The organism is Marinobacter sp. Hex_13 (genome assembly GCF_001566815.1).
GTDB classification, from domain to species: Bacteria; Pseudomonadota; Gammaproteobacteria; order Pseudomonadales; family Oleiphilaceae; genus Marinobacter; species Marinobacter salarius.
The window spans coordinates 1-12,048 of the sequence record NZ_LSMM01000009.1 but is presented as its reverse complement, the minus strand read 5'-3'; the positions used below and the strand labels follow the sequence as shown (position 1 = coordinate 12,048).

Sequence of the window (12,048 nt, the reverse complement as noted above, 5' to 3'; positions counted from 1 at the left end):
TCGGTTGCCTGGATTTGCTGATTTATATTGGCGCGCTGCTCGCGGCCTTTGCCTCCACGCTTAATGTCGTGAACCTCCAATCTGTTATCGAAAACGAGGCAGGATGCCTCACCGCCTCAGTAAATAGGCGCGCATTGTATGCCACCACAACGGGCACAACAACCCCGACCCCAGCGGCCGGCGTGCGCAACTGACTGAAACGGAATGAATTCTGGCCGGCTGAGAGACTGCTCTCACTCCAGGCAACTGTACAAACAGGGCCTGAATTCCGGCAAGGGAGCGTATTTTAAGCAAATCTGGACACTTTTCAAGCAGTGAATCCTGCCGAACGCCCTGTGGCACGGCATTTCCCATGGACGCTCATTGCCGCGCCGCCCGCCCCAAAATGGGCCGCCAGCACCACGCCACCCACTCCAGGGGTCATTGGATCGGCCTCCCCCTATTCGCTATATTTGAACCAGTTAACAATTTCATGGGCAATAAGCTCTGCCCGGGGGAAGGTACAAGGGAATGTCAGCAGCCGATCGAAGCCAACTTACTCATCTGGCGCGGGCAGAAAACGGCCAACCCAGTGCCGAACAGCTCGAACCGGACGACACCCAGGCAGATATTCTGGATAGTCTGGTCACCAGTCTTTACAGCTGTGTTGAACACAAGGACGGCTTCGACCTCTTTCTGCGCAACATCCGCGACACCTTTGACCTGGTCAGCTGTTGCCTGGCCGTGATACAGAAAGAGCCGCACCTGAAAGGACTTTATGGCTGGGCCGTGGGCTATCCCCCCGGCGTCGTCCCCCTGATGCTCAAGACCGGCCTGGTGTTCAAGGACAAGGCGATTGCCCGGGCACTGGAAACGGGCCCCAACGCCCTGTTCAGCTACGCCGATGGCGACCCGGAGAGCGACTTTCTCGCAGATATGTCCACCTTCTCCCGGACCTGGATACGCGCCGCCGGCATTATCGACAGTGCTACCATTGCGTTCACCAACAAATACCAGCAACACGTGGTACTGGTATTCAACCGCCACAAAGACAGCCGGGTATTCAGCAAGACAGAAATGGCCATGCTTTCGCGGCTGAAAAAACACGCTGAAATAGCCCTCGATTTGTATGAGCGACTGCACCGCTCGGAGCAGAGCTTCAAGGACCTGCAAAGCAGCATCGCCGTATTGAAACAGCCCGTCGCCGTCTTTTCGCCGGTTTCTCTCCTGGTCAGTGCCAGCCCGGCCTTTGTGGAGATCGGCAAACGCTACAGGGTATTCACCATCAATCGGGACAACCGGGAAATCGCGTTCAGGGATCAACAGTTTGGCAAGGATTTCTACACCCAGCTGATGCTGTTCATTACCGGCAAGACCGGCGCCCTGGACGACAGCGACACCCTTTACCTGCAAACCAGCGCCCTGCCCCTGCGGATCTCCATCACCCCGGTACACAACCGAGAAAGCAACAACAGCAATGTCCTGGTGGAAATTTTCGACCCCAATGTCTGCCGCACCCCCAGCATTGCCGAAATCCGCAAGGTCATCAGCGCCACCGAAGCCGAGGCCCGCGTCTGCCTGTGCCTGCTCAAGGGGGCCAATACCGCAGAAACTGCCGAGCAAATGGAATTGGCCATCAGCACCATTCGCACCAACATAAAATCACTGCTGCAGAAGAACAGCTTCAGCAGACAGGTCGACCTGATTACACACCTGATGCGAGTTTGCTCTTGAGCTTCACGGTGCTGGCGACGACCCTGAAAGACCACAAAAAAGGCGGCCATATGGCCGCCTTTTTTATTCTACGTGATTCATTCCCCACTCTATTATCAATAAGCCATTTTTGTCTTTTATTTTCAACGGCTTATTATACTGATAATCGGTAACACCATGATAAATACCATGCTCAGAAATTCCTTAAAAATAATTTCATTTTTTACTGACAGCTCCTCTCAACAGGGTCAGAACCAGCCAAACCGGGTAAAAAGCCACCAACCCTGTGGAGACGCCCATCCCCGCTACTGTCAGAAAAAAGGTATAACGCTGACGCTAACCATTTTACCGTATCTCTCCCGACCCAACCTAAAGAGATTTCAGTCCCCCTCGAAGCCTGCCGAAATGCTCAGGGCAAGTGTCGGGAGTTCATTGCGCCCCAATGATACTATCGTGCCCTCGAAAAAACAGCGGGAACAGCCTTAAATGCGCGAACAATTGGAGCGATATCAAGTCTGGCTTTATCTCCTAGTCATCCTGGCCGGCATGACCATCGGCTGGATGTCACCAGAGCAGACTCGTCATTGGGAAGCGCTGCTTTGGCCGGCCCTGGGTGTTCTCCTGTACACTACTTTCACTCAGGTACCACTGATACATCTCAGGTCGGCATTTCGTGATCGCCGCTTTCTGGCCGCTTTGCTGACGGGCAATTTTATCCTGATACCGGTGGTCGTTGGTCTTCTGTTGTGGCTGTTACCGGATGATCCCGCTATTCGTCTCGGCGTACTGCTGGTACTGCTGGTGCCCTGTACGGACTGGTTTATCAGTTTTACCCATCTCGGTGGTGGGGACGGTGCCAGGGCCATAGCGGCCGCGCCGATCCTTCTGCTGGTCCAGCTCATTTTGCTACCCATTTATATCTGGCTCTTCATGGGCAATATCGCCATTGAACTGGCGGTTGGCAGCCACTTGCTGCCGGCATTCTTCGGATTGATTGTCACCCCGCTGATCCTGGCCTGGATTACCGAACGGTTGACGGAAAAGCACCCGCGCGCGCAAACACTGGTGGACTGGCTTGGGTGGCTGCCCGTGCCGTTGCTGGCATTGGTGGTGTTTCTAATTGCCGGCTCCCAGGTCAGCCTGGTGATCGACAATGGCGCCCTGCTGTGGTCGGCGCTTGTGGTTTTTGTACTTTATCTGGTTGCCGCCGCTACCATCGGCAAGGGGCTCAGTGAGCTATTCGGGTTCACGCCCACTATCGGCCGCACCCTCACCTTCAGCTTTGGTACCCGCAACTCCTTCGTCATGCTGCCGCTGGCGCTGTCACTGCCGGAGCCCTGGCGTGCCGCCATCGTTGTCATCGTCTTCCAATCCCTGGTCGAGTTGTTTGGCATGGTGGCGTATCTGCGTTGGCTGCCGCGCCTGATCAGGAATGCCGACTGAGCCGGGAACGCAGCCTTACCCGGCGCAACAGGACAATTGAGTCACGTCCTTGGTAAAAGTCTGGGCGCAGAGCTTGAGCCCTTCCACCATGGTCAGGTAGGGAAACAGCTCTTCAGCCAATTCCTGCACGGTCATATTGGCCCGCATCGCCATGACCGCCGGCATGGCGCGAAGATCGAGCATAGCGTCGCCGCCGGCCATATTGATCCCGGCCCGGCTGCCCCCGGCGGCAGCCACATAGACGAACTGCGGTTGGTCGGTGCAATCGCCCGCCACTCAGGGCAGCGCACTACGGACACACGTAACGCCATGGGAGTCCAGTCCTTTCTATGTGGTTGCCTTTCTGCTAGCCTCACGATCAAATTCCGGGACCACTTGCATGATTAAACGCTGTTTCATAGTCGCAATGACGCTGTTGATTGCTTTGCAGTCAGTGGCGTCTATTGCCTATGAAGCACAACCGCACAACCCCGCAATGCCACATTATGATGAGCATTCACACGAATCAGCGGATTTTTCCAGCGAAAATCAGGCAACCAAGTCGTCTCCCGACAGCCCCAGTCATTCAGCGGACCATGGCCATCACAGCCACAGCTGCTTTCACATGGTGTTGCTGGGAACCCTCACAGACATTTCCGGCTTGGCTGCGGGAATAGTACAGTCCGACTACCAAGCCAACTTCACCACCGGGGTTCAATCCTCCCTTTTCCGCCCTCCCATTTCCTGACCGTGCGAATACCTTCCCCACCCGGGGAACAACTGTCATTTAGACTTTCGTAGGAGCAGCCTCATGCTTTTCAGAATGCCCATGAAAACTGGGCGGCGCGCAATGCCGTCCCACTCTATTATCCATGCCTTTTCCCTTCTAGCGCTGGCATTCGGTGCTGCCCTGGCACACGCCGGGGAGAAACCGCTCACTCTGTCCGAGGCCCTCTCGCGGACCATGGCGCAAAACCCCGGCCTCCAGGTCTTCGATTTTCGCCTTCAGGGCCTTGATGGCCGCCGCATTACGGCAGATCAAAATCCTGCCCTGGAGGCCGGCCTGGAAGTGGAAAACTTCCTCGGCAGCGACAATCTGCGAGGAGTTGACGGGGCAGAGTACACCCTATCCCTGTCATCGGTTCTCGAACTTGGCGGCAAGCGTCAGGCCCGCGTCAGCGTGGTTGACTCACGATACGGGCGCGTCGAGGCCGAGCGCCGGGCCGAGACCCTGGATGTGCTCGGACAGGTGACCCAGCGCTTTGTCGCCACCCTGGCCCTGCAGGAAAAACTCCAACTCGCCGCTGAAGCCGTGGCGCTGGCCGAGGCCACCCACGAGATCGTCACCCGTCGCGCCGACCGCGGCGCGGCGCCCCAGGCCGAAGTCCTGCGCGCCAGGGCCGCGCTCACCCAGAGTCGTATTGAGCAGTCCCATCTGCGAGCCGCCTACGAGAGCCGGAAAATGGCTCTGGCTTCCCTGTGGGGTGATACCAGCCCGGACTTTCAAATGCTGGAAGGCGACCTGTTCCAGTTCGGTTCCTCCGACAACTTCGTTGCTCTGTACCAGCGGGTCAGCGACAGCCCGGCCATTCAAATCTACGCCAGCGAACAGCGTATCCGCGAAGCGGAAATTCAGCTGGCGCGCAGCCAGTCCGAGAGCGACATCCGTTGGCAGGTCGGCATCCGGCGCTTCGAAGAGACGGATGATACGGCCTTGACCGCTGGGCTCTCGGTACCGCTCTTTTCCGGACGGCGCAATCGCGGCGAGGTGCAGGCCGCCCTGGCGGCGCGGGATGAGGTCCGATTCCGCCGGGAGGATACCCTGCTGCGCCTCCATTCGCGCCTGTTCGACGCCTACCACTTGCGGCAACAAAGCATCGAGACTGTTGAGCAGATTCGCAGCCAAATGCTTCCCGACCTGACCGAGGCACTCACTCAGACCCGCGAAGCCTATGAAAACGGCCGCTACAGCTATGTGGAGTGGACCGCCGCACAGCGGGAGCTGCTCTCAGCACGGGAGGCACTGGTCGACGCCGCCACCACGGCGCTGCTCAACCAGGCGTTGATCGAACAACTTACGGCGCAGCCACTCGCGACTGTTCCGGGCGCCCCGACGCGCTAACCCACAAATTCAGGATTCACACCATGCAACTGATAAAACAACTCTGTCTGATTCTGGTGGCCACCTGCCTTGCCATCAGCCCCTTACAAGCTGCCGAGGAACAACACGACGAATCGCAGGCAGAGGCCAGGGGGCCTCACGGCGGCATACTGCTGCAACAGAACGACGCCACCGTCGAACTGCAGATCTTCGAGCAGGGGGTCCCACCGGAATACCGGGCCTGGGTCACCAGGGATGGCCGCGCCGTTACTGATGATATTGACCTCAATGTCCAGCTCACCCGCCTGGGTGGGCAAGTGGACACCTTCGACTTCGCCTACCAGGGGGACTACTGGCTGGGGGATGGCGTGGTGACCGAACCCCACTCCTTCGACGTAGAAGTGAGCCTCGCCATGGACGGCAAGAACTACCGCTGGCACTGGGAATCCCACGAAGGTCGCACCCGGATCGCCCCGGCTATCGCCCGAAAAGCGGGTATCACAACGGCCGCAGCCGGGCCGAGTGCCATCGAGCGCAGCCTCACCACCTACGGCAGCCTGACCACGGCACCGCAGCAGATTGCCCGGATCCGCGCCCGTTTCCCGGGCGTGGTCAGCCAGGTGAAGGTCAATCTGGGCGATCGGGTCGAGCGTGGTGACGTGCTCGCTCAAGTCGAGTCCAACGAAAGCCTGCAAACCTACGCACTGCGAGCGCCCATCGACGGGATCGTCATTGAGCGTCGGATCAGCAACGGAGAAATGACCGGGGAGCAACCCCTATTCGCCATTGCCGATTTGACCACTCTGTGGGCGGAATTCAAGGTCTTCCCCGGCCAACGGGCCGAGGTTGCCATTGGCCAGAAAGTCCGACTGAAGGCTGACGGCATTGACCGGGAAGGCACCATCCGCCACCTGCTGCCGGCACCCGGCAACGCGCCCTACACCCTGGCCCGGGTCGAAGTCGACAATGCCGAGGGACTGCTGACCCCCGGTTTGCTGGTGGCCGGGGATATCGTGGTGGAAACGGTGGAGGCCCCCTTGGTGGTTGACAACCGCGCCCTGCAATCCTTCCGGGACTGGACCGTGGTGTTTATTCAGGTGGATGACACCTACGAGATCCGCCCACTGGAGCTGGGCCGCAGCGACGGCAACCTGACTGAGGTGCTGGGCGGCCTGCAAGCAGGCGATCGCTATGTGGTGGAAAACAGTTATTTGATCAAGGCCGATATCGAAAAATCCGGCGCATCCCACGACCACTAACCCAGGAGGCTTTGATGATAAACGCCATCTTACGCTTCTCGGTAGAGCGGCGGTTTTTAACGTTATCCCTTATTCTGGTGCTGGTCGGCGTGGGCGTGTGGAGTTTTCAGCGCCTGCCCATCGACGCGGTGCCGGATATCACCAATGTCCAGGTACAGATCAACACCGAGGCACCGGGCTATTCGCCCCTGGAGGCAGAGCAACGCATCACCTTCCCGGTGGAAACGGCCTTGTACGGCCTGCCCAACCTGTCCTATACCCGGTCCCTGTCCCGCTACGGCCTGTCCCAGGTCACGGTGGTGTTCGAGGAAGGCACGGACATCTATTTCGCCCGCAACCTGATCAATGAGCGCTTGGGCGCCATCAAGAGCGCGCTGCCACCCGGGCTGGAGCCGGAGATGGGTCCCATCGCCACCGGTCTTGGCGAGATCTTCATGTACACCGTAGAAGCCCTGCCCGGTGCCACTCAAGCGGATGGCAGTCCGCTGGACGCTACGGCACTGCGTGAGATCCAGGACTGGATCATCAAACCCCAGTTGGCCCAGGTGCCCGGCGTGATCGAGGTCAACACCATTGGCGGCTACGACAAGCAGTACCACGTCACGCCGTCGCCCCAACGGTTGCTGGAGTTCGGCATCACGGTGGATGAACTGGTCAGCACCCTGCGGGCCAATAACACCAATCGCGGCGCCGGCTATATCGAACGCAACGGCCAACAGCTGTTGGTGCGCTCGCCCGGGCAGCTGGCCACCATTGGCGATATTGAACAGGTGGTGATTGCCAACCGGGATGGTGTGCCAGTCCGGGTAGCCGATGTAGCTGAAGTGGCCATTGGCAAGGAGCTGCGCACCGGCGCCGCCACCCGCGACGGCAAGGAAACGGTGATGGGCACCGCCATGATGCTGGTGGGGGAAAATTCCCGGGCGGTAGCACAGGCGGTGGCCGAAAAGCTGGAGGCCATTCAGCCCTCCCTGCCCGACGGCGTCAAGGTGGAGGCGGTATACGACCGCACAGCCCTGGTGGACAAGGCGATTGCCACGGTGGAGAAGAACCTGCTTGAAGGGGCACTGCTGGTGATCGTGGTGCTGTTTCTGTTGCTGGGCAACCTGCGCGCCGCCTTGATCACGGCAGCTGTCATTCCGCTTTCGATGCTCGCCACCATCACCGGTATGGTGCGGTCTGGCGTATCCGCCAATTTGATGAGTCTGGGGGCGCTGGATTTCGGCCTGATCGTCGACGGCGCGGTCATCATCGTCGAGAACTGTATCCGGCGCCTGTCCCAGGCCCAGCACCAGGGTCAGTTGGCCCTCAAGGAACGTCTGCAATTGGTGTTCGAGGCCACCAACGAAGTGATTCGTCCCAGCCTGTTTGGTGTCGCCATCATTACTGTGGTGTACCTGCCGATCTTTGCTCTCACCGGGGTCGAGGGCAAGATGTTCCACCCCATGGCGGCCACTGTCGTAATGGCACTGCTGGCGGCCATGGTGCTGTCACTGACCGTGGTGCCCGCCGCTGTTGCGGTCTTTATGGGGGGCAAGATCAGCGAAAAGGAAAGCCCGGTAATCAGCGGTGCTAAATCGCTCTACAGGCCTGCGCTGCGGGTGGCTATGAGGTTCCGCTGGCTGGTGTTGGGCGGCGCGACCACGCTGGTAGCGGTCTGTCTCTGGCTGGCGACCACCCTGGGGTCGGAATTTATTCCACAACTGGATGAAGGGGATATTGCACTCCATGCCCTGCGCATCCCGGGCACCGGGTTGGAGCAGTCCATCGAGATGCAATCGCAGCTGGAAGAACGGCTGAAGGCCTTTGGGGAGGTGGACAAGGTGTTCGCCAAGATCGGCACGCCGGAAGTGGCCACCGACCCCATGCCCCCCAGCGTAGCGGACAACTTTGTTATCTTGAAGCCCCGCAGCCAATGGCCGAACCCAGACAAAACCAAGGATGAACTGGTGGCGGAAATGGCAGCAGCGGTGGAAATGCTTCCCGGCAACAAGTATGAGTTCACCCAGCCCATAGAAATGCGCTTCAACGAACTGATCTCCGGCGTGCGCGCCGACCTCGGCATCAAGGTGTTCGGCGATGACCTGGATCAGCTGCTGGCATCGGCCAACGACGTCCTTGAGGTTGTGGAATCCATGGAGGGCGCCGCCGATGCCCGGGTCGAACAGGTGACCGGCCTGCCCATGCTGTCGGTACACCCCAAGCGCATGGCGCTATCCCGCTACGGGCTGACCGTGGATGATCTCCAGGATCTGGTGGCAGCCGGTGTCGGGGGCGAAAACGCCGGCCTGATTTACGAAGGCGACCGCCGCTTCCAGTTGGTGGTGCGTCTTCCCGAAGACATCCGCCGGGATGTGGACAGCCTCGCGGACCTACCTGTCCCCCTGCCGGACGGTGGCTATGTGCCCCTGTCGGAAGTGGCCGAGCTGGAGCTGGCTCCGGCGCCCAACCAGATCAGCCGGGAAAACGGCAAGCGTCGGGTGGTGGTCACCGCCAACGTGCGGGACCGCGACCTGGGCGGATTTGTCGAGGAAGCACAGGCGCGCATTGCGGACGACGTGGACCTACCCGCCGGATACTGGCTGGATTACGGCGGGACCTTCGAGCAACTGCAGTCCGCCAGTCAGCGGCTTGCCATCGTGGTGCCCGTGACCCTCGCCATCATCCTCGCACTCTTGGTGATGGCCTTCGGCTCCCTCAAAGATGCCTTGATCATCTTCACCGGCGTGCCACTGGCCCTCACCGGCGGGGTTCTGTCCCTGTGGCTGCGAGACATGCCCCTGTCGATCTCGGCGGGTGTTGGCTTTATCGCCCTCTCCGGGGTGGCGGTGTTAAACGGCTTGGTGATGATCGCCTTTATCCGCGATCTGTGGCACGAGCAGGGTGACCTGATGAAGGCCATTGTCGAAGGCGCCCTGATCCGCTTACGGCCGGTATTGATGACCGCCCTGGTAGCAAGCCTCGGCTTTGTACCCATGGCACTCAATACCGGCACCGGTGCCGAAGTACAGCGTCCTCTGGCGACCGTGGTGATCGGCGGGATTATCTCGTCCACCCTGTTGACGTTGTTTGTACTCCCTGTGCTCTATGCGCTGTTGCATGGCAGAAGTGCCAGTAACTCCACGCCCACAGGCGACATTAATCACGACACTGATAGTTAACCAACACTCCATCGTGGGGGGGGAATCTCCCCATGATTTTTTCAATGTTCTTTTATTGCGGTTTATATCCTGGAAAGACTATGAACGATCCACCCAAGCAACGAATAGATGACTTGAAAGAAGCCTCACCCTTTCGAACACATCGCATCCACGCCATCAACAGTGACTGGTATTTTTTAACCCGTGAAGGTCAAAATATCGGGCCATTCCCGAACAAAAAAGCGGCCTAAGACAGCCTTGCGGAACTCCTGAAAACTGTCAAAAAGGATGAGTAGCCAATGGCCCAAAATCCACAAAGTCGCCAAGGTACAGGCGACCAGGCACAGAGTAAGCTGAATACAGCAGATGCCTCTTTATAAATAGCCACCAACTAGGTTAACCCAATGAGTCACGACCATGTGCATATACCCCCCGAGACCAAGGATAAACGCGTTGCCATCGCCATCTGGGCGAACGGGATCCTGACCCTGGCTCAGATTGGGGGAGGTATCTTTGCCGGCAGTCTCGCCCTTATCGCGGACGCCTTGCATAACTTCTCTGACATGGCCTCACTCGTCATCGCGTTCGCGGCGCAAAAAATTGCGCGCCGCCAGGCTGACGCAAGGATGACCTTTGGCTACGGACGCATTGAAATCGTTGCAGCTCTCATCAACTACACTACCTTGATCATTATCGGGATCTACCTGGTTTACGAAGGTGGCATGCGGATAATCGATCCTCCAGAGGTAAAGGGCTGGTGGGTCGTCTGGCTTGGTGGTATCGCTCTGGCTGTGGACGCCTTGACAGCGTTGCTCACCTATTCGATGCAGAAAGACAGCGTCAATATCCGTGCACTGTTTCTTCACAATCTGTCGGATGCACTCGCGTCGGTCGCCGTGGTCATTGGCGGGACTCTTATTTTGCTCTACGACATGCGCTGGGTTGATCCTGCCATCACCATCGGTATCGCGGGCTATATTCTCTACCTGGGCCTGACAGAAATCGGCGGCACCATCAGAACACTCATGCTGGGTAGCCCGGTGGACATCGATACCGATGCCGTCATTGTTGCCCTCTCCAACATCGAAGGCGTTATCGACCTTCACCATGTGCATTTTTGGCAGATGGGCGAACACGATGCCTCGCTGGAGGCCCATGTGATTATCGAGGAAAGTGCATGGGATCAGCTTGAGAATATCAAATACAGGATAAAACAGGCTCTGGCGCAGGAATTCAACATACGTCATTCAACACTGGAATTCGAGCACCCGGACCACATGCACAAGGATGCCCACACCTATGGGCACGGTTGACAGAAAATTCTCCATAAGCATCGGCGAGAGCGGCGACTATTTTAATAGGCCGCCCAGGCGCGGAATTTTGCCGGCATGAATCCGAGCAGCGAGAAAGGACCAGAGACTAATAGCGCAGTTGCAGAATTCGCCGGGCGCCATTCAGCACAATCAGCCCGATGATCAGACCAATAACCAGGTCGGGATAACGGGAACCCGTCCAGGCGACCAATACACCGGCGACGATAACGCCCACATTGGCGATGACATCGTTAGCGGAAAAGATCCAACTTGCTTTCATGTGTGCGCCGCCGTGCCGGTTTCTTGCGATAAGCACCAGACACCAGACGTTGGCCGCCAGGGCCACAAGACCAAAACCCATCATTAACGCGGATACGGGTTCGCTGCCGAAAACAAATCGCCGCCCGACTTCAGCCAGGACTCCCAGCGCCAGAATCAACTGCAGCCAGCCTGACAAATGCGCCGCGCGCAGCTTGGTGCGAAGGCTGTTCGCCACCGCATAGAGGGCGACGCCATAGACCGCGGCATCAGCAAACATGTCCAAAGAATCCGCTATCAAGCCAGTGGATTGCGCCAGCCAGCCTACCGTCAGTTCAACCACGAACATAACGCCGTTGATGGCCAGCAACCACTTCAGTATACCGGCTTCGACCTGGGCGGTTGCCTCTTCCTTCTCCCTGGCCAGGACTAAATCCTCTTCCCCCGCCGGGGTGGTTTTTTCGAGCGTGGCACCCAGCCCCAGGGAACGCATCCTCTCCTCGATGGCAGCCCCATTGTCGCCATGGAATACCCGCACCTTCCGATTCGGTGTATCGAACTCCAGTAAAACCCGGGGCTCAATACTGTCCAGAGCCATGCGGATCATCCCCTCTTCCGACGGGCAGTCCATTTTTGGTACCCGGTAGTCACTGACATAGCCATGTTGAAAAGCCGTATCAGTATTCGCTATCCCAGAAGTGGGGGCACTGGCAATCTTGTTGCTCTGGCAGTTGTCATTACACGGGTCAGACATCGAAAAAAGGGTAATCACCCCGAAATTTAGCCCTGCTCAAAAGTAGAATTTTCTCGTAACCTAGCACGAAGGAGATTCTGCATGAAGAAGTCACGATTTTCGGACAGCC

10 protein-coding genes and 1 pseudogene are annotated in these 12,048 nt (G+C 58.3%); 9 read left to right on the top strand and 2 right to left on the bottom strand.

The features are described 5' to 3' along the window. The 3 genes from AXW11_RS03405 to AXW11_RS03395 all read left to right on the top strand — a co-directional run. Positions 1-194: hypothetical protein (locus tag AXW11_RS03405; RefSeq protein WP_286791812.1), on the top strand; the 194-nt coding region annotated here is incomplete at its 5' end. A 316-nt stretch (positions 195-510) separates the two neighbouring features. After that, positions 511-1,713 (top strand): helix-turn-helix transcriptional regulator, encoded by a 1,203-nt coding sequence (locus tag AXW11_RS03400; protein ID WP_103918246.1) that lies wholly within the window; start codon positions 511-513, stop codon positions 1,711-1,713. A gap of 465 nt (positions 1,714-2,178) precedes the next feature. Further along, positions 2,179-3,135 (top strand): arsenic resistance protein, encoded by a 957-nt coding sequence (locus AXW11_RS03395; protein ID WP_042924031.1) that lies wholly within the window; start codon positions 2,179-2,181, stop codon positions 3,133-3,135. Between the two features lie 15 nt (positions 3,136-3,150). On the opposite strand, the pseudogene AXW11_RS03390 reads toward AXW11_RS03395, so the two are convergent. After that, positions 3,151-3,408: pseudogene (locus tag AXW11_RS03390) on the bottom strand (mercury(II) reductase); the annotation flags it as partial. Between the two features lie 106 nt (positions 3,409-3,514). Here AXW11_RS03390 and AXW11_RS03385 point away from each other — a divergent pair. The 6 genes from AXW11_RS03385 (at position 3,515) to AXW11_RS03360 (ending at position 10,927) form a co-directional block, all read left to right on the top strand. Beyond that, positions 3,515-3,862 (top strand): hypothetical protein, encoded by a 348-nt coding sequence (locus tag AXW11_RS03385; RefSeq protein WP_146063404.1) that lies wholly within the window; start codon positions 3,515-3,517, stop codon positions 3,860-3,862. A 63-nt stretch (positions 3,863-3,925) separates the two neighbouring features. Then, the gene (locus AXW11_RS03380) at positions 3,926-5,236 is read left to right on the top strand and encodes a TolC family protein (RefSeq protein ID WP_103918245.1); all 1,311 of its coding nucleotides are present in this window, start codon (positions 3,926-3,928) and stop codon (positions 5,234-5,236) included. Between the two features lie 23 nt (positions 5,237-5,259). Continuing rightward, complete coding sequence (locus AXW11_RS03375; protein WP_009575228.1) at positions 5,260-6,474, top strand: efflux RND transporter periplasmic adaptor subunit; 1,215 nt, start codon at positions 5,260-5,262, stop codon at positions 6,472-6,474. A gap of 14 nt (positions 6,475-6,488) precedes the next feature. Then, complete coding sequence (locus tag AXW11_RS03370) at positions 6,489-9,635, top strand: efflux RND transporter permease subunit (protein WP_044629832.1); 3,147 nt, start codon at positions 6,489-6,491, stop codon at positions 9,633-9,635. 80 nt (positions 9,636-9,715) lie between these two features. Continuing rightward, positions 9,716-9,865, top strand: a complete 150-nt coding sequence (locus AXW11_RS03365) for a DUF6316 family protein (RefSeq protein ID WP_160052790.1) — start codon at positions 9,716-9,718, stop codon at positions 9,863-9,865. A 153-nt stretch (positions 9,866-10,018) separates the two neighbouring features. After that, complete coding sequence (locus tag AXW11_RS03360; protein ID WP_042924023.1) at positions 10,019-10,927, top strand: cation diffusion facilitator family transporter; 909 nt, start codon at positions 10,019-10,021, stop codon at positions 10,925-10,927. A gap of 106 nt (positions 10,928-11,033) precedes the next feature. On the opposite strand, the gene AXW11_RS03355 is transcribed toward AXW11_RS03360, so the two are convergent. Further along, positions 11,034-11,939, bottom strand: coding sequence for a cation efflux transmembrane domain-containing protein (locus tag AXW11_RS03355; protein WP_042924021.1), 906 nt, complete (start codon positions 11,937-11,939; stop codon positions 11,034-11,036). Positions 11,940-12,048: the final 109 nt, after the last annotated feature.

What these genes read in the sequence shown, in the direction of transcription:
- AXW11_RS03400 (WP_103918246.1), top strand. Translation starts at nt 511, where the DNA reads ATGTCAGCAGCCGATCGAAGCCAACTTACTCATCTGGCGCGGGCAGAA.
- AXW11_RS03395 (WP_042924031.1), top strand. Translation starts at nt 2,179, where the DNA reads ATGCGCGAACAATTGGAGCGATATCAAGTCTGGCTTTATCTCCTAGTC.
- AXW11_RS03385 (WP_146063404.1), top strand. Translation starts at nt 3,515, where the DNA reads ATGATTAAACGCTGTTTCATAGTCGCAATGACGCTGTTGATTGCTTTG.
- AXW11_RS03380 (WP_103918245.1), top strand. Translation starts at nt 3,926, where the DNA reads ATGCTTTTCAGAATGCCCATGAAAACTGGGCGGCGCGCAATGCCGTCC.
- AXW11_RS03375 (WP_009575228.1), top strand. Translation starts at nt 5,260, where the DNA reads ATGCAACTGATAAAACAACTCTGTCTGATTCTGGTGGCCACCTGCCTT.
- AXW11_RS03370 (WP_044629832.1), top strand. Translation starts at nt 6,489, where the DNA reads ATGATAAACGCCATCTTACGCTTCTCGGTAGAGCGGCGGTTTTTAACG.
- AXW11_RS03365 (WP_160052790.1), top strand. Translation starts at nt 9,716, where the DNA reads ATGAACGATCCACCCAAGCAACGAATAGATGACTTGAAAGAAGCCTCA.
- AXW11_RS03360 (WP_042924023.1), top strand. Translation starts at nt 10,019, where the DNA reads ATGAGTCACGACCATGTGCATATACCCCCCGAGACCAAGGATAAACGC.
- AXW11_RS03355 (WP_042924021.1), bottom strand. Translation starts at nt 11,939, where the DNA reads ATGTCTGACCCGTGTAATGACAACTGCCAGAGCAACAAGATTGCCAGT.